Below are 22,501 nucleotides of genomic sequence, written 5' to 3'. Positions count from 1 at the left end.
TTAAATAAAAAAATCCAGTAGCAGAGGCGACTGGATAGCGAAGCAAAATTCAAGGCTTCAAAGGAGTTGTTCTGCAGAGGGGGCGTTTCCCCTATGCCATCATTGGCTAGGGAATAGCGCTTTAGTCACTGGGCTGCATTAAGCCGGCATTGATCTGTTTTAAATCTTCTGGGTTGAGGCTTCCGGCGGTTTGCTTCAAATAAAGTACATTCAGAATGTAGTTGTAACGGGCATTGGCCAGTTGGCTCTTGGCCGAATACAGGTTACGCGTCGCATCTTGCACATCAACTATGGTGCGGGTGCCCACTTCAAATCCCGCTTCGGTAGCAGCTAGCGCACTTTGAGAAGAAACGACTGTCTGTTGGTAGGCTTTGATCGAGCTAACGCTGGCATTAACGTTGTTTAATAAAGAGTTGGTTTGGCTTTGTACGCTGCGAAAGCGTTGTTCTAAGGCTTCGCTAGCCGAGATGTAGGCTAATTGCGCTTGTTTAACTTGCGAAGAAATAGCCCCACCACTATAAAGCGGTAATGAAAAGTCTAGGCCAATGGTGCCACTATTGGCTGAGCCACCATTGCTTCGGTCGTAGTTGTCGTTACCGTAGCTATTGTTGTCATAGCCCAGCGAGGCCGCCAGGTTAAGCGTGGGCTGGTGGCCGGTTTGGGCCAGCTTAATTTGCTGTTCGGCAATCTGCTTGGCAATCCGATTCGCTTGTAATTGCAGATTGTGTTGATTGGCCTGCTCTAACCAAGCTTGGCTGTCGCCCTTGGGTGGTTGCGCCGAGAAATAATCGGCGTTTAACAAGCTGAGTTGGCGATGTTCCAAGCCGGTTATTTCGCGTAAGCCTTCGTAGCTATTACTCAGACTGTTCATCGCTTGAATTTCTTCGGCTAGAGTACGGTCGTATTCCGCTTGTGCTTCATGCACATCGGTAATTGCAGTTAGCCCTACTTGAAAGCGTTGTTTGGTTTGCTCTAACTGGCGCGCCACGGCCAGTTTGTTGGCGGCGGTAAAATTAAGCTGGTCAAGCGCACTCAGCACGGCAAAGTAAGCCTCGCTGACTCGCATCATCAGCTGTTGCTGAGCAGCTTGGTAGCGGGCATCGGCTTGCGCGGCACTCATTTCACTAATGCTCAGGTTCTTCCATGAGCTGGGCGAATACAGCGCTTGCTGCAAACCTAAGGAGGCTTGAGTATTGCTGATGCTGTCGATGGCCTGATTATCGGTAGCGGTGTAGCTGGCACCGGCACTAAAACCAATTTGTGGCAATAAGGCGGCGCGTTGCTCGGTGATATTTTCAAAGGCTTGGTCGCGATCGGCCTTACTTTGTAAAATCTGTGGATCGCGAGTTTCTGCCAATTGGTAAATCTGTAGCAGGTCGTCTGCTGATACAGCAAAGCTGGCTGCTAAGGCAGTACTTAGCAATAGCGATTTTAGCTTCAATGTCATTGTCTGTTCCTTGAGACGCCAGCCTTGGCTGGCGCAAGATGTTCAAATTAAAGGGGCTTGCCGGAGAGCAAGCCACCCTTTAGTGGCGGTTAAAACTTTGCAGGGATCTTGATCCTAAATACCAAGGTGTAAATCACCGGTAGAACCACCAAGGTAAGCAGGGTGGCAAAGCCTAAGCCAAATACAATGGTCACGGCCATGGATTTGAAGAAGGGGTCGGCCAGCAGCGGAATCATCCCTAACATGGTAGTTAAGGCTGCCATGCCGACTGGGCGTACCCGGCTTACCGCCGAGTGGTAAACCGCGGCAAAGGCGGCTTTGCCTTCGCTGAGCTCAAGGTTGATCTGGTCGACTAATACGATGCTGTTTTTAATGATCATGCCACTAAGACTCAACATACCGAGAATCGCCATGAAGCTCATGGGGGCGTCCAGTGCTAACAAGCCAAAACTTACGCCAATAATGGCTAAGGGTACGGTTGCCCAAATCACCAAAGGCTGGCGAATCGAGTTAAACAGCAATACCGTTAGCAAGAACATGGCGAGGTAGCCCATAGGAATAGAGCCCGCAATACCTTGTTGTGCTTCGCTAGAGGTTTCAAACTCGCCACCCCATTCTAGGAAATAACCGTCGGGTAGCGCGATGGCTTCAATCGCTGGGCGAACCTTGCGCAGTAGCGAGTCAGCGGTTTCGTTACCGGTTAAGGCGGGATCGGCCAATACCGTAATCAAGCGTTTACGGTCACGGCGTAGGAGCAGCGGATCTTCCCATTGGCTAGTCACCGAGCTTACCAATTGCTCAATTGGTACAAAGCTTTGGTACTTGGAGCTCCATACTTGCAACTCGTTGACGCTATCGGCATTTTTACGCTCGGCCTCGGGAGCGCGGGCCACAATCGGCAATAAGTGAGAACCGTCGCGGTAGACCCCAATTTGTTGGCCATTGAAGTTGCGTAGCAAGGTGGCATCGAGATCCTGTTTACTAATGCCGATTTCTCTAGCGCGCACTAAGTCCATTTGTGGACGAACTAGCAGCTGCTGATTACGCCAAGTATGACGAATGTTATCGGCCGCTGGCTGGGCATGGAATATGGCTTCTGCTTGTTCGGCTAAGCTGCGTAATACTGCTGGGTCATCACCATAGAAACGTGCTTCAATTTTAGCCGCTGGAGAAGGGCCATTTTCAATTAGCTTGACGCGATATTCGGCGTCGCTGTAACGCTCTCTTAGGGTTTGCTCTAGCCACGGCGCGTATACCGCCAAGCTGTCTAAGTCTTTCATTTCAATGATCAGCTGAGCATAGGCCGCGTAGGATTTTTCTGGTTGATAAGTTAAAGCGAAACGCTGTGCCCCTTGGCCCACCACGCTGGTGACGTTGCGTATGCCATGTTGCAGCCTTGAGTCGGAGTCAAACAAGTCCTGTTCGATTTGGCTAACAAAGGCTTCGGTGGCAAGAATATCGGTGCCCTCAGGCAACCAAATATCGGCCATAAAAATGGGCGTGGTTGATGCAGGGAAGAACACGTTTTTCACCTTACTCATACCAAATACCGCCGATACTAACATCAGCAATACCACCATCAAGCTGACGACGCGATGGCGCATGGCAGTATGCAATATGGCGCGGTAAATGTTGAAGATCGTACCGCTGTAAGGATCTTGCTCGGCCTCGCTGGTATCGCCGTCTTTGAACAGCAAATGACAGAAAAATGGGGTCAGGGTAATCGCGGTTATCCAGCTAATCGACAGTGAAATCAGCAGCACTTTGAACAGTGAGGCACAAAATTCACCGGTGGCATCAGAAGATAAACCAATCGGGGCAAAGGCCATAATGGCAATCACCGTGGCGCCCAATAACGGCCATTGGGTTTGTTTCACTACGCCAGCAGCAGCTTGAGTACGGCTTTGACCGCGCTTAATGCCAATGATGATCCCCTCGGTGACCACAATGGCATTATCTACCAACATCCCTAGTGCAATGATTAAGGCGCCCAAAGAAATGTTTTGTAGCTGAATGTTAAGTACGTTCATCACGATGAAGGTACCTAAAATGGTAATCACCAAGACGCCGCCAATCAGTAAGCCTGATTTTAGTCCCATGAACAGCAACAATACGATGATCACAATGGCCACCGACTCGGCAAAGTTGATTAAGAAATTGCTCACCGCACTTTCTACAATATTACCTTGGTCGTAAATCACAGCGATGTTCATGCCAATCGGCATTTCTGATTGTAGCTCGGCGATTTTCGCGCTGACTATTTTGGATACGTCAACCACGTTTACCCCAGAGCTATAAGAGATCCCCATTGACAAGGCTTTAGCGCCGTTAAAGTGATAAAGCGCATCGGGCGTTTCGCTGTTAGCGCGGTAAATATTGGCAATATCACCCAAGTAAATTAATTTGCTACTACTGGGTGGGCTTACTAACAGATTTTTTAGCTCTGAAATATCGCTGAGCTCACCGGTGGGGTGGATCCGCACTCGCAGGTCTCCTACCAACATCTTACCGGCATTGGATACCACGTTTTGGGTTTGTAACAAGCTATAAATGTAGTCGGGCTCTAAGCCCAGCGCAGTGAGTTTTTGCTGGCTAATTTCAACGACTACTTGCTCTTCAGGCATGCCTACCACCGAGATCTTTTTCACCCCAGGAGTGGTTACCAATTCGCGGCGAACTAAATTGCTGTAGTTATCTAACTCACGGTAGCTGTAACCTTCACCGGTAATGCTCACAAAGTAGCCATATACATCGGAGAAATCGTCGATAACAATTGGCTGAGCCGCACCCGGAGGCAGTTCGCCAAGGCTATCGTTAACTTTACGTCTTAGCTCGTCCCATACTTGCGGTAAGCTTTGTTTGTCGTATTGATCTTTCATTTCTACTTCAATTTGTGACAGTCCGGCACTGTTGATTGAAGTGACATGTTTCAGTTGCGACATTTGCTGCAAAGCATCCTCTAGAGGAAGCGTGACTTCCTCTTCGACTTGCTCGGTGCTGGCTCCCGGATAAGGGGTGATGATTAAGGCGCTCTTAATGGTAAATTCTGGCTGTTCTAACTGACCTAAGCCGTTAAAGGCGATGATGCCGCCAGCCACCATTAATATCACCACCATCCAACTGATAACCTTGTGGTTGATACTGTAAAGTGCTGCATTCATGGCTTATACACCTCTAACCCAATGCAGCGGTTTAATGGCTTCGTTGCCGGTTAAGCTATTAACGCCGCTCGCCACCACTCGGTCACCGTGGTGTAAGCCCGACAACACTTCCACGCCATCGGCAAGCACATTACCCAGGGTAATGGTTTGGCGTTTCAAGGTTTGTTTATCTTGTTGGTAAACCCATACCGAAGCCTCGGTACTGCTTTGAAGTGCGCTACTATGGCCTTCTCTTACCAAGGCACTGAGCGGCAGAATCGCTATCGCTGTTTTGCTGTCGTCGGTTTCTGGCAAGTCTATTAGCACCGAAGTACTCATGCCCGGTAACAAATGCAAACCCTTTGGCGGAATAAAGCTAAAGGTCACTTGATAGGTTTGGGTGCCTTGTGAGGCTAGACTGCTGTGCTCTTGATATTGGATGGGCAGAGGCTGCTCAAAGCCAAACTTCGCTACATCGACAAAGGCTTGGGTGTGTGCCAAAGAGGATAAGCTTTGTAAGCGGTGCAACATGGCTTCGGGCAACTCAATTTTAAGTTCGAAGCTATCGGTATTTTGCACGGTGACAATCGCTTGATGTGGCTGCACCATTTGGTAGTTATCGGTATGCACCTTGGCTACCACCCCAGAGAAGGGGGCGTAAATACTGGTATATTGCAGTTGGTCACGCTGTGCTCGTAGGTTGGCTTCGGCCGATTTTAAGGTGGCGCGCGCACTATCCACTTCAGCTGGCGAAATCAGTTTACGATCCAGCAGGCTTTGCTTACGTTTGAAGTCGGCTGCAGCCAATTGGTGATTTGCTTCCGCTGTGAGTAGGGCGTTTTGCGCATCACGCTTGTCTAGTTCAGATAGAACCTCACCCTTAGTTACGCGTTGCCCTTCAATTAGATCCAGCTGATTGAGCTCACCGCTAATGCGAAAGGCCAGTTCGGCTTGTTGGCTGGCATATACTTTAGCTGGAAAACTGCGTTGCTGAGCAGGTAGCGTTTGGTCGATGTCGATCAACTTTACCGGGCGCGGTTTGGCTGGGTTAACATCTTTAGCTTCGGCTTTGGTGGCTAGGTCACAACCGCTTAACAATAAGCTGACAATGGCTACGGTAAGTATTGAATATGGCTTGACGTTCAAGATCTCTTCCCTTAGTCGTTTAAATAAAAGACATTATAGGGAGGCCATATAGACGAAAGAACCTGAGCAAACGAAACTCAATGTTCTATATAATGGAACAATGCTGTTATGCTGTGTAAACCCTAATTTAAGCGGCTTAGGCCTTATTTTTACAGTAATATTAAGCTTGTGGTGAAGTCAAATTTGTGAACAACTTATCAAGGACGGTTGATGAAAACAGAAGATATAAAGTTATTTCACTTTATTGTTGATGCGGGCAACCTGACTAAGGCTTCAGAGCTATTAGACCTGCCTAAGTCCAACCTAAGCCGCAGGCTAAAGAACTTAGAAAACGAATTGCAGGTGAAATTGTTTCATCGGGATCACCGTGAAATTACACTATCGAAAAATGGCCGACTGTTTTATCAGCGCAGTAAATCAATTATCAACGAGCTAGAATTTACTGTGGAATCTTTGGTGAAAGAGTCGGTTGAGTTGAGTGCTCAGTTACGGGTGCATTTACTGCCGCTGCCGGGTATTGATTTGTTTGAAAACATTATTTTTCGCTTCATGGAAATGCACCCCAAGGTAGCCATTGAGATTATCACCAGCAGTGACGAGCGCGATCTTATTGAACACAACATTGACGTAGCGTTGCGGGTTGGTGCGAGCTTGGAAGACTCTAACCTGATCGCCCGCCAGCTAAAAACCGTTAAGTTTGGTTATTATGCCAGCCCCGAATATTTGGCTATACATGGTATTCCACGCACCGAAGAAGAGTTAATGCAGCATCAGTTTATCATTCATCGCCAACCCAATGGTAAGTTAGCTAAACGCTTTCCCCTGTGTCAGGGTCGCAGTTTTGAGGCGAAGGGAAGGTTGATAGTGAATGACTTTTCGATGTTGGTGCGCGCCTGCTTGGGAAATCAAGGTTTAGTGTATCAACCGCACCGCTTGGTAGAAGCCGAAGTGGATAAGGGTCATTTGGTGCATTTGTTACCCGAGACCGACTCGCGGGCAGGAAGCGGTTGGTTGGTTTATCCCACCCGTACCAGCTTATCACCAGCCGCCAGAGCCTTAATCGACTACCTAGTGAAAGAAGTCGACCATATTTTTATTGAATGCTAATAAACTGGCGTTTTGCAGCGCCTTTTTGATCCAACCGGGCTAGCTGAATTAGCTGGCTCAAGCTTGATTTATTTTTATTAATTTTTTTCTACCGCATTAGATTAACTAATGTTTTTATGATTTGTTTAGCCCCTTTCTAATAAAGCTAAATCCGTCACTCACGCTAAAAGCTAGTTTGATCGACTTGTTTTTCTTGGTTTTAACAGTGTGTTTTACGCTTTTATGCTGTTTATTTCCCTACTATGTCACCCCGCTGTTGAGTCTATGTAATTAAAATGTGTAAGTTATAGATTAGCTCAGTTTGTGTTTGAGGCTTTCTTGTTGGCGGCATCTAGCTATAATTGTTCAGCATTAGCAGGGGCTAATCGGCTTCGGCTCTTCAGCATAAAGGGAACGGCAAATGACACAGCAAACGGTACTTCATCAGGCGCACCTCGATTCGGGCGCCAAAATGGTTGATTTTCACGGTTGGGAAATGCCCATTCATTACGGCTCGCAAATAGAAGAACATCATGCGGTGCGTAACATGGCTGGTATGTTCGATGTTTCCCACATGACCATTGTTGATGTGCAGGGCGAGCAAGCCCAAGCCTTCCTACGTAAATTGCTGGCCAACGACGTGGCCAAACTCACCACCAAAGGCAAGGCCTTGTATGGCGGCATGCTTAATCCAGAAGGTGGCGTGATTGACGACCTGATTACCTATTACTTTAGCGAAACAGACTACCGTTTAGTGGTGAACTCAGCCACCCGTGAAAAAGACTTAGCTTGGATAAACCAACAAGCCAGCGAGTATGCTGTGAGTATTATCGAGCGTCCCGAATTGGCGATGATTGCCGTACAAGGGCCACAAGCTAAAGCGCTTACGGCTAAAGTGCTTAGCGCCGAGCAAAACGCTGCAATTGAAGGCATGAAGCCCTTCTTTGGTGTACAAGCCGGCGATTTGTTTATTGCCACCACCGGTTATACCGGCGAACAAGGTTACGAAATTGTACTGCCACAAGAGCAGGCCGTTGCCTTATGGAAAGCCTTAGAAGCGCAGGGCGTGCAGCCTTGTGGTTTAGGTGCTCGCGATACCCTACGCTTAGAAGCAGGCATGAATTTATACGGCCAAGACATGGACGAAACTGTATCGCCTTTGGCGGCTAACATGGGCTGGACCATTGCCTGGGAGCCGCAAGATCGTGACTTCATCGGGCGTAAGGCGCTAGAGGAGCAAAAAGCCCAAGGCACCGACAAACTAGTTGGGCTGTTAATGGAAAGCAAAGGCGTGATGCGTGCTGGCCAAGCGGTGACCGTGGTGAACGAGTTTGGCGAAGCGCTACCCGGAGTGATTACCAGCGGCACCTTTTCTCCCACTTTGGGCCAGAGTATTGCCTTAGCCCGCATCGCCAATTGCGATGTTGACGAAGCCTTAGTGGAAATGCGCAAAAAACAGGTTAAAGTGAAAGTAGTGAAACCCGTATTTGTGCGAAATGGCGCCAAAGTGTAAGCCGAACAACAATATTTTATTTGTAGCTTTATTTTAAATTAACACTTTAAGTTAGAACTTATAGAGGAAAGGAATTATGGCTGATATCCCTGCCGATCTGCTTTATGCAAACACTCACGAATGGGTGCGCTCTGAAGGTGACGGCGTTTACACCGTTGGCATTAGTGAGCACGCTCAAGAATTGTTGGGTGACATGGTATTTGTTGACCTACCGGATGTGGGCGACGAAATTGACGCCGGCGACGATTGCGCAGTGGCGGAGTCGGTGAAAGCCGCGTCTGATATTTACGCCCCGCTTAGTGGTGAAATTTTAGAAATTAATGAAGAACTGGAAGACTCTCCAGAGTTGGTAAACAGCGATGCCTACGGCGACGGCTGGATGTTTAAGCTACGCGCCAGCGATGAAAGCGAGTTAGACAACTTGTTATCGGCGGAAGATTACGCCGCCAGCATCGAAGATGAAGACTAAGCTTCAATAAAAAAGCGCTCCGCTGGTCGGAGCGCTTTTTTTGTATTTACTCCAAGCCCTTCGCCAACAATACGATGTAGTTAGTTTATTTTTACAGGAATGGTTTCATGCACCCGTCTTTGCCGTTAACCGAATTAGAGCAAAATCAAGATTTTATTCGCCGCCACATTGGCCCCGATCAAACCGAAGTTAATACCATGCTTGAGCAGCTGAGCGTGGCTTCTGTAGAACAGTTGATTGAGCAAACCGTGCCGGAAGCGATTCGCCTCGCTCAGCCATTAAGCATTGGTGACAGTCTTAGCGAGCAACAAGCGCTGGCGGCCTTGGCCAAGTTAGCGAAACAAAACAGCGTGCAGCGTAACTACATTGGAATGGGTTACTACCCGACTCACGTGCCGCATGTAATTTTGCGAAACGTACTCGAAAACCCCGGCTGGTATACCGCTTATACGCCTTACCAACCCGAAATTGCTCAAGGGCGTTTAGAAGCCTTGCTTAATTTTCAGCAAATCAGCCTCGATTTAAGTGGCCTCGACTTAGCCAGTGCCTCCTTATTAGACGAAGCCACCGCCGCTGCCGAAGCCATGGCTTTAGCCAAACGGGTAGCTAAAAACAAAAAATCTAACTTATTTTTCATCGCCGACGACGTGCACCCACAAACCATTGACGTGGTGAGCGAGCGAGCCGAGTTTTTTGGCTTTGATATCGTGGTAGGTGCCGCTGAAAGCGTGGCCGAGCACGATGTATTTGGCGCTTTGCTACAATACCCCGGCACCACTGGCCGGGTGCGCGATTTAGAGCCACTGATTGAACAAGTGCATAACAACAAGGGCATTGTGGCGGTAGCCGCCGATATTATGGCCTTGGTATTGCTAAAATCACCGGGCGCGATGGGTGCCGATGTGGTACTAGGTAGTGCTCAGCGCTTTGGTGTGCCAATGGGTTACGGTGGCCCGCATGCCGCCTTCTTTGCCACCCGTGATGCTTACAAGCGCTCACTACCGGGGCGGATCATCGGTGTCTCTAAAGATCGCCGTGGTAAGCCTGCTTTGCGTATGGCGCTGCAAACTCGCGAGCAACATATTCGCCGCGAGAAGGCCAATTCGAATATTTGTACCGCGCAGGTGTTGCTGGCTAATATGGCCTCGTTCTACGCGGTATTTCATGGCCCAGATGGCTTGCGTACCATTGCCCAGCGTATTCACCGCCTCACCGCGATTTTGGCCCATGGCTTAGAAGCTAAAGGCTTAGTTCCCGAGCATGGCCAATACTTCGATACGCTAAGCTTAAAAGTAGCGGATAAAGACGCTGTAATTGGTCGCGCTAAAGCACTCAAGATTAACCTACGCTTAGATTTAACGGATAGAGTCGCTTTAAGCTTGGATGAAACCACCACCGCCAGTGACGTGAATGACCTATTCACCGTATTACTGGGCGAAGGCCACTGCTTAGACGCGGCGCGCCTAGACGCCATAGTGAAGGGCGAAACCTGCTTGCCGGAAACGCTATTGCGCGATACGCCGATTTTAAGCCACGAAGTATTTAACCGTTACCGCAGCGAAACCGACGTATTGCGTTATATTCGCAAATTAGAAGGTAAAGACTTAGCGCTCAATCATTCGATGATTTCGCTAGGCTCCTGCACCATGAAGTTAAACGCCACCGCCGAGATGATCCCAGTATCCTGGCCCGAATTTTCCAACATGCATCCGTTCTGTCCTAGCGAGCAAGCGCAGGGGTACCACGCGATGATTCAACAGCTAGAAGATTGGCTAGTGAATATAACCGGTTACGATGCGGTATGTATGCAGCCTAACTCTGGCGCACAAGGCGAATACGCGGGTTTGTTAGCGATTCAAAAATACCATGCTAGCCGCGGTGACCATCACCGTAATATTTGTTTAATTCCTAGCTCTGCCCACGGCACTAACCCGGCCTCGGCTCAAATGGCCAACCTCAAAGTAGTGGTAGTGGCGTGTGACAAATACGGCAACGTAGACATGAACGACTTACGCAGCAAGGCCGAAGAGCTGGCCGAACAGTTGTCGTGCATCATGATTACTTACCCCAGTACTCACGGGGTATACGAAGAAAGCATTCGCGAAATTTGCCAAATTATTCATGATAATGGCGGCCAAGTGTACATGGACGGCGCCAACATGAACGCTCAGGTAGGCATTACTTCACCGGGCTTTATCGGCTCCGATGTAAGCCACCTTAACCTGCACAAAACCTTTGCTATTCCGCATGGCGGCGGTGGCCCTGGCATGGGCCCAATTGGAGTAAAAGCGCATTTGGCGCCGTTTGTTGCGGGCCATAGCGTGGTAGATAATGGCAAAGCCAGCCACGCCAACCCAGCGGTATCGGCAGCGCCTTATGGTAGCGCCTCCATCTTGCCCATTAGTTGGATGTACATTGCCATGTTAGGCAACCAAGGCTTGCGCCAAGCCTCAGAAATCGCCATTCTAAATGCTAACTACTTAGCTAGCCGTTTAGGCCAAGCCTATCCGATTTTGTACAGCGGTAAAAATGGCCGAGTGGCGCACGAATGTATTATTGATATGCGCCCACTCAAAGAAGCCACCGGCATTAGCGAAATGGACGTAGCCAAGCGCTTGAATGACTACGGCTTTCACGCGCCTACTATGAGTTTCCCAGTAGCGGGTACCCTAATGGTAGAGCCTACCGAGTCGGAATCTTTAGCCGAGATAGACCGCTTTATTGACGCGATGCTGGCGATACGCGCCGAAATTGCCAAGGTAGAAAGCGGCGAGTGGAGCCTGCAAGACAACCCCTTGGTATTTGCGCCGCACACCTTGGACGACCTCACCGACGCCGAGTGGCCGCATAGCTACAGCCGTGAGCTGGCAGTATTCCCCAGCCAAGCGGTAAAACAAAACAAATTCTGGCCCACGGTAAACCGCATCGACGATGTATTTGGGGATAGGAATTTATTTTGTAGTTGCCTGCCGATGGAAGCGTATCAAGAGTAGAAAATAACTGTTTTTCAGTGTGTTATTAGTATAGGCGAAGCGGCAATGTTTCGCCTTTTTTGTTTCGTTTGATGTGTTTATAGTACAATTTCATTGTTGTTGACTTTGTCATTAATGGTGGGGTAGTTTGTCTGGATAATGACTATTAACAAGATACTTAGGATTGACTCTTGATTTCGTTACTAATGAATGGCTCTGTGGGCGAAAGAGGTAAAAATTCTCCCTCTGATGTTTATCTGATCAAAGCGTTGTTAAATCCATACGCGCGAAAAACTAAACAAGTGGCGTTACCAATGAATGGTAGTATTGATGCTACAACTTTGAAATTAATAGAAGAATTCCAGAAAAATGTTGGACGAATGGCTAAGCCCGATAGATTGGTTTCTGTAGGTGGCGCTACTTTTAAGAAGTTGCTAGAGCACCTTAAAGCTGGTTTTACCGTTCAATCGCTTACTGCGCCTAAAAAAGGCTTATTAACTTGGGTGGCTGAAGGGCACGAAGGTGGAATGTTCCATAGCCGGTTACTCCATGTCCCTAGTTCCAACTCTGGCTTAACAATAGGCCGAGGGTACGACATGAAAGATAAGTCGGCTAGTTTGGTTGCCTCCCAGCTGATGAAAGCTGGCATCGGCTCTATAGAAGCTATGAAAGTAGCTGCTGGTGCTAGATTAAAAGGAAAGGCTGCGAAAGACTTCATCATCACCAACGACCTTTTAGATTTTGAAGTCAGCCCCAAGGTTCAATTGGCGCTGTTTAATATTGCATATGGAGAAAAGGAAAAAACAGTACTTCGTATATGCAAAAAAGCAGATACCGTTGCAGCTTATGGCTCTGTTAATTGGGGGGCTTTACCTAGTTCTCTATTAGAACTATTTATTGATTTAACGTATCGGGGAGATTATTCGAGTGTAACCCGAAAGTTTTTACAAAAACCTCTAGCTCAAGGGGATATAGCAGCCTTGAAGTTGTTGTTTAATGACCGTTCTAAATGGGCTTTAGTACCCTACGAGCGATTTAAAGCTCGGAGTAAATTCGCCAATTCAATTTCTAGCGCTTCATCAGCTCAGGTTACGCCATGAAACATCTATTAAAAACTATTACGTTTAGCTCAGTATTGTTTTCTGGTGCAGCATGTACTCAAGACAATGAAGTTTTGAAAGCAAGAGATGAGCTGGTTGGAATTGTGGGAAATGAAACCGTAAGCTACTTAAGATACAACACAGAAGAACAACCATGTATTACCCTGAGCTTAGAAAGTACTGGTGCTTCAAAAACTCTGTGTAATTACACAGATCAGCAAGGAAACTCCGTAGACGTAAGAACAGACGCTGCGGCGGTAGACTATCTTTCTCCCAAATTTACAGCTCAGGGTTTAGAAGTGACCTTAGACTTGATGTCCTATTACTTGGATTGTCAAATACCTATTACCAAGGCAACGATTGGTGAGCCGGCTTGTATGTTCAAGGATATGGATTAAGAAGATAGAAGAAGCCGCGAACTGGTGGTATTCCCCAGCCAAGCGGTAAAACAAAACAAATTCTGGCCCACGGTTAATCGCATCGACGATGTTTTTGGGGATAGGAATTTATTTTGCTCATGCTTGCCGATGGAAGGGTGGTAAGAGTATAAAATAACTTGATAACGACAATTGAAGTTGGAAACCGCGTAATCAAAGTTGGAAACTGCAATTGAAGTTGGAAACTAACTAAATAAGAAGGCGAACCGAATGGCTCGCCTTTTTTTATCACATTTTTGCCCTAAACGGTTTCAGGTAAAAATTTTGAGAGTTCCTTTGAATAGTGGCTGTTGAAATAATAGTTTCCAGAAGTTAAGCCCAAAAGCGACTTTGAGAGTTGTCTGTACAAATCACATGCTAAAGTATTTTAGCAATGTATCTCAAATGAATTTTCTAATAGCCAGTGCCGTTCGTGTTATTTGATACGTTTAATTTTACTCGTAAATCATGTGCTTGTTTATTTTTCGTTAAACCCTGGGGCCAGTATTAGGGAATTTAAGTTTTCTAATTCATACCTGTTCAATAAGCAGTATTGAAAGTGAAATGGGTTTAAAATTGAATTGGCTGATGAGTCCACCCCAAGCTCAGCTAAAACAAATCCTGCTAAGGCTTCAGACACAATGAGATTGACAACTGGTTTGTCGAGCAAACCGAGATCGAGTTTTAACGCTTCTGGATTTGGATGTTTGATGTGGGGTCCAATGGTTAAAGTGACCTTACTTCGCCATTCAATGTCATCAGGTACTTCTTTATTGAATTCAGCTGTTTTTGCATCATTAAATCGTATTAACTTAAAGTTTTTATAAGTAGTGTTATCGCTTAAGTCACATGCTCTTACATACCAATTATTTCTGCTTTCAAAGATGGCAGTTGGGAGAATAAGTCGCTCTCGGTTTTTGTAATTTTCTGTTGACGATACGTAGGCAGCTTTCAAGGCGTGCCCAGCGTATATAGCCCTACATATTTTGGATACCAAATCTGTATTTAGACTCACATCAATAGAAGCGATTGAGTCTGGTCCTATTGTTGTTAGCAGTTTTGTGGGCTCTAAGCGTTGGCCATAGGCCATTGCTTTAAGTGCGCTTATGCAATTATGAGTAAAAGCTGGGCTGAATTGCCTAGTGGCATCGTATCGCTTCTTTCCAATGTTATATTCGATGTTATCTGCATACGTTTCTCTGTATTGCGTCAGTGTTCTGGTTGCTGTAGCAATAGAAATGTCTGCAATTTCCATCAACTCATTTCGATTTACTTTCCCTGTAAACATTAACAAAAAGTCCACGAGTTCAAGTTTATTCACAATGAGATCCTCAATTTGATTCCTAGCATCATTATAAACTGTATAAATACACTCTTGCAAATCAAATGATTCTGGTTAGTATGTATACAGAGTGCTTTAAGGCATGATAGCGCAGCAAAATAATGCTTTGTGATAACAGACAGCTAAAGAGTTTTCAGTGGGAGGACTTATGAAGTGGACAAATGATAGTAAAGAGCGATTGTATGAAATCGCAAGGTCTTACGACCCTCAGTTGCTCTCTTTAGAGGAAATCACCGAAGAAAACCCGGTTATAGTTGAACTTGCTCAGAGGTTTGGTGATGAGCCAAATGTAGTGGCATAGTGAATTTGGCCACCTGATTAGAGGTGATAGACTCACCTCAGAGACAAAACAGGTGAACTAATGACAAAACCAAGAAGACCTAACTTTAGCCCCGAATTTCGCCTAGAAGCTGCCCAGCTTGTTGTAGACCAAAATTACAGCGTTCGTGAGGCCGCTGAAGCCATGGGCGTGGGTAACTCAACGATGGATAAATGGGTGCGACAACTTCGCTCAGAGCGCCGTGGTGAATCACCTAAGGCGACACCCATGACGGATGAGCAACGCCGTATTCGTGAGCTAGAAAAGCAGGTCAAACGCCTTGAAATGGAAAAAGACATTTTAAAAAAGGCTTCCGCTCTCTTGATGTCGGACGAGCTGAAAGGTTTGCGTTAATTCATCGGCTTCAAGAGAGCTTTCCCGCTAATCATTTATGTCAGCTATTCAGTGTTCATCGAAGTAGTTACAAATATTGGCGTGATGAAGCGGTCGGCGAAACACCGAATCGCATTGTGCTTAAAGAGAAAGTTCGAGAAGCATTTGAAGTGAGTGAAGGTTCTGCGGGAGCTCGCACTATTGCAGCAATGGTTACGCAAACAGGTACACCCTTAAGCCGTTATGTCGCTAGCAACTTGATGCGTGAACTTGCGTTGTTTAGCTGCCAACAACCAAAGCATCGCTATAAACGAGCGACACACGAGCATCCTGTTGCACCCAATGTTCTTGCTCGCCAGTTTACGGTGGATGCGCCTAACCAAGTTTGGTGTGGTGATATCACGTATGTCTGGACTGGGAATCGTTGGGCTTATTTAGCGGTTGTACTGGATTTATATGCAAGGAAACCTGTTGGTTGGGCAATGTCTTTGAGCCCTGACAGTAAACTTATTAGCAAGGCGCTGATGATGGCTTATGAACTGAGAGGTAAGCCTCAAGGACTAATGTTTCACTCAGACCAAGGCAGCCAATATACGAGTGTTAAATATCGACAGTTGCTATGGCGATATCAAATCAAACAGAGCATGAGTCGCCGTGGTAATTGTTGGGATAATGCGCCGATGGAGCGTTTCTTTAGAAGTTTGAAGACAGAATGGATGCCAGAGCTAGGCTACCGAACTTTTTTAGAAGCCAAGCACGCCATAACGGATTATATCGTAGGGTATTTCAGCCAAGTCAGGCCACATCAGCACAACAAGATGTTGCCACCGAATCAGGCTGAAGAGTTGTACTGGAAAAACTATAAAACCGTGGCCAGTTTTACTTGACCACTACACTATAAGAGTCTCTCACTATTTGATAGGTGGCAAGCTGTTTAGAAATGGTGAGGAGTTCTATCCTCAGAGGGAGGATGAATCATTTGAAGAGTGGTATAAATATTTAGAAAATAGTTATTTTATTAAGGCTAAGGAAAATGCTTAATAATGCGCTGCTGCGGAAGGTTTACTCGCTGGTGCTCCAGCTGATTATGCATAAATTTCAAAGTGTTGAGTTTTGTTTCTAACTTGATTTCCTTCATGTACGAAGTGCCGTTAGTTTCCAACTAGGATAGCTGTAACTGATTTTTGAAATTGATGTAAACCAATGAGTTGGAGGTGTGGACGGTTTCCAACTCGAATATATATGATCATAACTGTTTTTCAGTGTGTTATAGATAAGTCCAAGCTTTCACCTCATTAACAAGGGCGTTGAAGTAAACACTACGCTCAAACAGACTTCAACTTTTCTCCCTTGTTCATTTGCGCTACTCGGCGAAGATGAGGGAATTGAAAAGCGTAATCTTGACTGTCGAGAGTGTGAAACGTTTTTGCCTATTTTTACAACTTTATGAGTTTACAAGTTTTGTTGTGATGCCATTAAATTTACCGCGCCAAAATCTGGCGCGGTAAATCTATTCTCGCTTTGTTTTTTATCAATAATTGCTGTGAAACTTCAGTTTTTGCTGGTAAGTTATTGTCATTATTAATTAATTTTACTTGGAATGAGTTTTACCTAGGTAAAAATGGCTGGGGTTTAATGAGAAGTCCGGGTAATACATTGTTAGGTGTACGCATGGCTCAAGCGCAAGATAAATACAGAGCACTTCTTATTGAAATAAAGCGAAGAACAAAAGTTATTGACGCGTTTCTTTCTCAGCAGGCCCACGCGTTTTATGTGCCTACTACGATCGAAAGTTCATGCTTACAGCTTAGGAAAATTCTTGAATTAATAGCTTTTGGCTCTTTGGTCGCTAATCTCGATGAATTTTCTAAACAGCATCAGAATTCTCTAAGTATTGGAATGCATCATTAATGCTTAAAGATATGGGCCGAGTTAATCCAGATTTTTATCCAAAACCAATAATTCAAAGGCCAAGCCAAACGGCAGGCGTACAAATGGATTGGGATGATCGCCCTGATGATTATCTGACCAAGGAAAACTTCGTAAAAGTTTATGAAAAATGCGGAGCAATTTTGCACTCCGACAACCCATTTGGCTCAAAAGTAGATTATGACTACTATCAATCGTCTCTGCCAAAATGGCGTATGGAAGTGGTCAATCTTCTCAATGCTCATACCATCAAGCTAGTTGGAGATCGGAATCTATACTGTCCACTTCCCCATTAATGAGACAGTTCTAAAGTAGAGTTTTCCAGTTTTGCTCGGTAAGCAGCCGGTGGCAAATTACCGAGACTTTCATGGGTTCGTTCTTCGTTGTAATCCAAACGCCAGAACCAAGCCATTTCTCGGACTTGTTCTAGCGATTCAAATAAATACGCATCCAAAAATTCTCGACGGAACGAGCCATTGAAACGTTCCACAAATCCGTTTTGCTGAGGCTTACCTGGCTGGATATAAACCAGTTGAATATGGTGCTGTTCACACCAATCTGTCAGCCTTGCCGAGATAAGCTCAGGCCCGTTATCGACTCGTAATTGAACCGGTAGACTACGCTCAGCTTTAATTTGCTCAAGTACGCGTACAACGCGCTCTGCTGGCAATGAACTATCTACCTCAATGGCAAGGCATTCCCGCGTACCTTCATCTACTACATTAAGTGTGCGGAAGCGTTTCCCGCAATAAAGTCCGTCATGCATAAAATCTAAGGCCCATTGATAGTTGGCTTTCGCTTCAACCTGTAATGGTTGCGCAATTCGCTTCGGTAATACTCGTTTAACCCGCCGTTTAAGGTTGAGTCCCATTTGGCAATACACGCGATAAACGCGCTTATGATTGAATGGATACCCTTTGTAACGCAGTCGGCCAAAGCACTTCCAAAAGCCCGCTCTGGGGGACTTCTTAAGCTCAGAATTCAACGCATCAATGACAGCAGCATCCCTTTGACGCCAATCGACTAATGGCCGGTAATAACTTGAACGGCTGATGTCAGCCAAGGTACAGGCTTTCAGAATGCTCAAGCCGGCACCGACCAATAATTGGGCACAGCTCCGTTTTTCTGCTGTCACCAGCCCTTTTTTGCGAAGAGTTCCTTCATCGCATGGTTTTCCAAACTGACTTCGGCAAATAACTTTTTCAGCTTCGAATTTTCCTCTTCCAACTCTTTGACTCGCTTGAGTTCAGAAGCATCCATGCCACCGTACTTAGATTTCCACTTATAGTACGTGGCGTTACTCATTCCGTGTTTACGACAGATATCTTCGACCTTCATCCCCGCGTCAGCTTCTTTGAGAATGTTGACGATCTGCGTTTCGGTAAAGCGTGATTTTTTCATGGCGTTCTCCTACGTTAATGAGTGTAGAAAACTCCATTTAAATTTGTGTCATTTTAGGGGAAGTGGACAATACCTTTTCCAGATGGGCTCAGGCGAAAATAATCCAAGCTATAATGCTTTCGCGCCAATAAACAATGAAAACACCTAACAAACACATCAAAAAATGCTCCACTTCGTTGCGCTGGCCCCCCTGTCGGTCGGCCTTTTATGTGGACGTTGGGCATACGAGGCGATCAATGCACATTCAGATACAGCCCTTGTTTCCACTCATGTTGACTGCTGTGCACTTATTGTGGGCCGCGGATGATCAGGCCCTAGTTGTCAGAAACGCGATTGCCAGGTCTTCTATCATTCACGCCCCGTTTATGGTGGAATCTCTAGCAAATAGCCTCTTGGTTGAATTGGGGATGAGTTCGTCACTTCAGAATGATCTTGAGAAGCTGACGACGATGGCCAAGCTCGAACTATGCGCTGATCTTTCAAACAAAGGGTCGTTTTCGCGCGGTGGCAGATGTGCCCAGGTATTTGCTGATCTAACAAAATTACGTAACGATTATGTGCACCCGAAGAGATCAAAGAATACTAATGTTGAGAAGGAGGGGGAGGCCTACTTTATAGGTGTTTCTCAGAGATGGTCTGGATTGGGAATTGCCAAGAATCCAGAGGTTTGGGATGTTAAGGATGCTCACGCCGTCCTGGCAAAGGTCATGGATGCGATGGATGAGTATCTCATGGATGTTATTGGGATATGTAATCGGCGAATAGAACGGATTCTTTTGCATCACGTTGTTGGCGACGGTGACAGCAAAACACTGGTTACTGTTCCTGAGAAACCGTGGTCTTTGACGCTGCCTGAGGGAGTGTCTTTGCCTAGATTCTTGGCCAGAATGGAGTCGCATGATGCTCATTGTATGAAGGAGGGTATGAAGCCTTGTGCAAATCACGCCCAACAAGATGATTCAGACGGACTGCTTAGCCGCCGCTGATCTCTGACGTTACCTCTACAAACTCTAATTCGAAGGTTACCAAATAGTACTTTTACACTAAGTAACTTATGTCCACAAATGAGTTCCAGGCTCAGTGTCATAACAACAGGCAGATGACATGTGATCACTGAGTAATTTCAATCTGTGGGAGTTATCAAAGCCTCTCACAATTATGACTTTACCGATTTAGCAAACTTAGCCTTGGTGGCGTTTAAGCAGCTCGCGTTTTTCTATTAAAAAATCCATAAATACGCGGATCTTGCGTGGCATATTTTCACGAGAAGGATTGTAGAGATAAAACCCTGGGGAGGGGCTGTACCACTTCGTGAGAACTCGTTCTAACTTGCCTTCTCTAAGCTGTTTTACTACCCATAAGTCTAAGTGTTTGATTAGCCCCACACCTTGCATGGCCGCTTGCAACATGCTGGCGTCGTCGTTAAATACGGCATTACCTTTAGGTTCAAAAATCACCGTATGTTTGTCGCCATCTGGCGATGAGAGCGACCAATGGGCAAGGGTATTGCTGGAGGTAAAAGGGTACGCCAGGCAGTTGTGCTGGGCTAGTTCGATAAAATGGGGAAGGCCATGGTGGGCTGCACTTTATGCGCTGAATTGTTTAACAAGGCTGCTTAATGATGAAGAGGTTGTTGTATTTAGATTATTGGTTTATTTCAAACTATTTTCGGTTTCATGTACATGCTTATCTTTTTATGATAAAAAGCTCAATAAATAAATTAGTGAAGGAACACTTTTTATGGGAACGACTCAAAAGCTTGATATACCAGATGGATATGTTTTTCATATTGTTGAAGAATTGACATCTTTGGATTCGTTAATTCTAAAGTTGTATAAAGCTCCCTCTGAAGCCACTATTCAACACTTCTTAAGTGTAAATCGTCACATTACTGGTGGTATTGCGCAAGTAGGACAAGTCGTCTTAATTAGTCCCCCAAATTCGACTCAATGCACACTAGAGGAAGAGTTCTTTTATAAAGAAGCGATGAAAATAGAAAAAATTCGCAAGAACATGAGCCAAGAAGAAAGAAAAACGGTGGCGCGGTACTACCAAACTCTTGAAGATATCGCTAGATACAATGGCCTGCTATTAGGTAACAGTAATAACGTTTGGAATGCTCATGTTAGTCAAGTCAAACTTATACTTAAAGAAATTGATTATCTTTATGCTAATGACTTAAACAGTAATGGGAAATTAAAATCACCTGCATTTCTAGCAAAAAGAAGACAGCTTTTTGTTCGTTTGGATAAAGCGCTCAGTAGGGTGATGCAACCGAAACTTGGTGCAGGTCTGGTAGCTGGAAACTTAAAATCTAGCCTTGGGCTTAGTACAAAAAGTATCGTATACCAATGGCAGAAAGTTGGAGCTGTTACAGACACCATGCCCCAGCTAAGTAAGCAATATCAACAGATTGCTAAAGTGGCTGGTAATTTAAAGCGGGTTGGTTACATAGGAATAGCTCTTGCTGGAGTCGAGGCTAGTGCTAATATCGCCCAAGCTTGTCAGCAAGATGATAAGGAAGCTTGTACTAAATCTAAGTATGTTGAGACTGGTGGTGCAGTTGGTGGTGTTCTTGGAGGCGTTGGTGGAGGTTCATTAGCAACTTGGGGAGTATGCACTGTCATTTTTGGCTTACCCAGCTGGTACAAGCTTTTTTTGGTGCGCGATTGCAGCGGGAGGGGTTGGAGGCGTTATTGGGGCAAAGGCTCTAAGCTCTCCAGGCAAGGCATTAGGTGAATCAATTTATAAGATGGAAGGGAATAGTAAGATTCTGTATTACAAAGATTTTAATAGTTCAAGTTTCCTTTAGGTTCATATATGTCATCAATACAAACATTTTTCCTGTCTTTATTTGCTTTTAGCTGCCTAGGCTTTGTTATTTGGCTAATGATCGTTGCAAGACTTATGAACACAAGTTTAATTGAGATAGAAGAACGATTAGACGGTCAGAGAATATTTTCACTAAACATTTTTTTAGCTGTTCAAGGAGTATTGCAATATGGAACAGTATTCATGAGCATTAGGCACGCTAAAAGGTTCGGATTGATTGAAAAAAGAAAGCTTATTGACGCAAAAACCCAGAAAATCTACAAGTTGATGCTAGTTAGTTTCTTATTGTTGATGTGCGGGTTGTTTTCTTCTGCGTTAGTTGAGTATTAAGGTTTGGTAATACGTTTATAAGGCCTATAACTTTTCCTTAAGTATAATTTGTTGTGCTATCTCATCCATGCTGTTAGCCAGTATATCGGGTAGAAGGTAGTGTGAGTTGTATGGCGCTCCAGATCTATTTATGTGGGCTGCCTTTAAGCCAGCGCTAAGCGCGCCATGTGTATCCCAGTCATGAGTAGCTACCAGCCGTGCTTGAGTCGGCCTAATTTGTAGTTGTTGTAGGGCAAATTGATAAGCAGATTTAGACGGTTTGAAGGTATTGGCTTGCTCTACAGAAATGATGTTGTCAAAAAAGTCCTGTAAACCAGCGAAAGATAGCTGAGTGTTGAGCAGTTCAGATGAAGAATTGGAGAATGCCACTAATCTAAAATCGGCCCGTTTAAGTGCCTTCATCGCGGGTTTAATATCGTCATGGGCGGGTAAGCAAGAAAATGTGCTCAAGATATCCTGATAGCCTTCATCGGTGATGGTTTTATGGAGGTGGCCTGCTAGCGTCTTCAAGGCCGCCAAGGCTAGGCTTTTGAAATCACTGTTAGTCTCGGTAATCAAACACACGGTGGATGAGTGCAATAAAATAGAGAACCAAGTGCTCATATAACTCTCGTTGCCAAGGTATTTGAGAAACTTGGGTTTAAGTATGCTTAAGTCGAGCACCGTTTCATTAATGTCAAACAAAATGGTTTGTGCCGGCATGTCTGTTCCCTATCGCTTATTCAA

Annotated in this window: 19 protein-coding genes; 12 read left to right on the top strand and 7 right to left on the bottom strand. The window is 45.6% G+C overall.

The genetic code is table 11. The features are described from left to right. Positions 1–121 precede the first annotated feature (121 nt). The 3 genes from tolC to AR383_RS08240 form a co-directional block, all read right to left on the bottom strand. Positions 122–1,447 (bottom strand): outer membrane channel protein TolC, encoded by a 1,326-nt coding sequence (gene tolC, locus AR383_RS08250; protein ID WP_083481547.1) that lies wholly within the window; start codon positions 1,445–1,447, stop codon positions 122–124. Between the two features lie 89 nt (positions 1,448–1,536). Beyond that, the gene (locus AR383_RS08245; RefSeq protein ID WP_055732699.1) at positions 1,537–4,608 is read right to left on the bottom strand and encodes an efflux RND transporter permease subunit; all 3,072 of its coding nucleotides are present in this window, start codon (positions 4,606–4,608) and stop codon (positions 1,537–1,539) included. A gap of 3 nt (positions 4,609–4,611) precedes the next feature. Next, entirely contained in the window at positions 4,612–5,733 is a 1,122-nt protein-coding gene (locus AR383_RS08240) for an efflux RND transporter periplasmic adaptor subunit (RefSeq protein ID WP_055732698.1), read from the bottom strand. A gap of 210 nt (positions 5,734–5,943) precedes the next feature. Here AR383_RS08240 and AR383_RS08235 point away from each other — a divergent pair, with 210 nt between their 5' ends. The 6 genes from AR383_RS08235 to AR383_RS08210 all read left to right on the top strand — a co-directional run bounded on the left by AR383_RS08235 (position 5,944) and on the right by AR383_RS08210 (position 13,271). Further along, positions 5,944–6,840, top strand: coding sequence for a LysR family transcriptional regulator (locus tag AR383_RS08235; RefSeq protein ID WP_055732697.1), 897 nt, complete (start codon positions 5,944–5,946; stop codon positions 6,838–6,840). 400 nt (positions 6,841–7,240) lie between these two features. Further along, positions 7,241–8,332, top strand: coding sequence for a glycine cleavage system aminomethyltransferase GcvT (gene gcvT, locus AR383_RS08230; protein WP_055732696.1), 1,092 nt, complete (start codon positions 7,241–7,243; stop codon positions 8,330–8,332). Positions 8,333–8,408: 76 nt separating this feature from the next. After that, positions 8,409–8,801, top strand: coding sequence for a glycine cleavage system protein GcvH (gene gcvH, locus AR383_RS08225; protein ID WP_055732695.1), 393 nt, complete (start codon positions 8,409–8,411; stop codon positions 8,799–8,801). 107 nt (positions 8,802–8,908) lie between these two features. Next, entirely contained in the window at positions 8,909–11,794 is a 2,886-nt protein-coding gene (gcvP, locus tag AR383_RS08220; protein WP_055732694.1) for an aminomethyl-transferring glycine dehydrogenase, read from the top strand. 170 nt (positions 11,795–11,964) lie between these two features. Further along, positions 11,965–12,873, top strand: a complete 909-nt coding sequence (locus AR383_RS08215; RefSeq protein WP_157051677.1) for a lysozyme family protein — start codon at positions 11,965–11,967, stop codon at positions 12,871–12,873. After that, a complete protein-coding gene (locus tag AR383_RS08210; RefSeq protein WP_055732692.1) occupies positions 12,870–13,271 on the top strand; it encodes a hypothetical protein in 402 nt (133 codons plus the stop codon). The genes AR383_RS08215 and AR383_RS08210 overlap by 4 nt, the downstream gene beginning before the upstream one ends. Positions 13,272–13,767: 496 nt before the next feature. Here the strand turns inward: AR383_RS08210 and AR383_RS08205 are convergent, their stop codons facing one another. Next, positions 13,768–14,610 (bottom strand): BrxR family helix-turn-helix transcriptional regulator, encoded by an 843-nt coding sequence (locus AR383_RS08205; protein WP_055732691.1) that lies wholly within the window; start codon positions 14,608–14,610, stop codon positions 13,768–13,770. 169 nt (positions 14,611–14,779) lie between these two features. On the opposite strand from AR383_RS08205, the gene AR383_RS21500 reads away from it, so the two are divergent. The 4 genes from AR383_RS21500 to AR383_RS08185 all read left to right on the top strand — a co-directional run bounded on the left by AR383_RS21500 (position 14,780) and on the right by AR383_RS08185 (position 17,508). Then, positions 14,780–14,932, top strand: coding sequence for a hypothetical protein (locus AR383_RS21500; RefSeq protein WP_157051676.1), 153 nt, complete (start codon positions 14,780–14,782; stop codon positions 14,930–14,932). A 60-nt stretch (positions 14,933–14,992) separates the two neighbouring features. After that, positions 14,993–16,170 (top strand): IS3 family transposase gene (locus AR383_RS08195; RefSeq protein ID WP_157051634.1). Its coding sequence is split into 2 segments (ribosomal slippage): positions 14,993–15,263 and positions 15,263–16,170, totalling 1,179 coding nucleotides; the frame shifts between segments, so codons are not numbered across the junction. Positions 16,171–16,855: 685 nt separating this feature from the next. Next, positions 16,856–17,194, top strand: a complete 339-nt coding sequence (locus AR383_RS08190) for a hypothetical protein (protein ID WP_157051675.1) — start codon at positions 16,856–16,858, stop codon at positions 17,192–17,194. Continuing rightward, on the top strand, positions 17,194–17,508 hold the full coding sequence (locus AR383_RS08185) for a hypothetical protein (RefSeq protein ID WP_055732689.1): 315 nt from the start codon (positions 17,194–17,196) through the stop codon (positions 17,506–17,508). The genes AR383_RS08190 and AR383_RS08185 overlap by 1 nt, the downstream gene beginning before the upstream one ends. Here the strand turns inward: AR383_RS08185 and AR383_RS08180 are convergent. Next, positions 17,505–18,613 (bottom strand): IS3 family transposase gene (locus tag AR383_RS08180; protein WP_157051611.1). Its coding sequence is split into 2 segments (ribosomal slippage): positions 17,505–18,364 and positions 18,364–18,613, totalling 1,110 coding nucleotides; the frame shifts between segments, so codons are not numbered across the junction. The genes AR383_RS08185 and AR383_RS08180 overlap by 4 nt on opposite strands. 236 nt (positions 18,614–18,849) lie before the next feature. On the opposite strand from AR383_RS08180, the gene AR383_RS08170 reads away from it, so the two are divergent. Continuing rightward, entirely contained in the window at positions 18,850–19,599 is a 750-nt protein-coding gene (locus AR383_RS08170) for a hypothetical protein (protein WP_055732688.1), read from the top strand. A gap of 195 nt (positions 19,600–19,794) precedes the next feature. Here AR383_RS08170 and AR383_RS08165 read toward each other — a convergent pair whose 3' ends face one another. Further along, positions 19,795–20,169, bottom strand: a complete 375-nt coding sequence (locus AR383_RS08165) for a LysR substrate-binding domain-containing protein (protein ID WP_083481545.1) — start codon at positions 20,167–20,169, stop codon at positions 19,795–19,797. Between the two features lie 184 nt (positions 20,170–20,353). Between AR383_RS08165 and AR383_RS08160 the strand changes: the two genes are divergently transcribed. After that, positions 20,354–21,352, top strand: a complete 999-nt coding sequence (locus AR383_RS08160) for a hypothetical protein (protein ID WP_055732687.1) — start codon at positions 20,354–20,356, stop codon at positions 21,350–21,352. A 447-nt stretch (positions 21,353–21,799) separates the two neighbouring features. On the opposite strand, the gene AR383_RS08150 is transcribed toward AR383_RS08160, so the two are convergent. After that, entirely contained in the window at positions 21,800–22,477 is a 678-nt protein-coding gene (locus AR383_RS08150; RefSeq protein WP_055732685.1) for a haloacid dehalogenase type II, read from the bottom strand. Between the last annotated feature and the right edge of the window lie 24 nt (positions 22,478–22,501).

It is taken from the genome of Agarivorans gilvus (assembly GCF_001420915.1).
In the GTDB taxonomy this organism is placed as follows: Bacteria; Pseudomonadota; Gammaproteobacteria; order Enterobacterales; family Celerinatantimonadaceae; genus Agarivorans; species Agarivorans gilvus.
The sequence above is the reverse complement of the archived record's forward strand: the minus strand, read 5'-3'. Positions and strand labels throughout refer to the sequence as shown.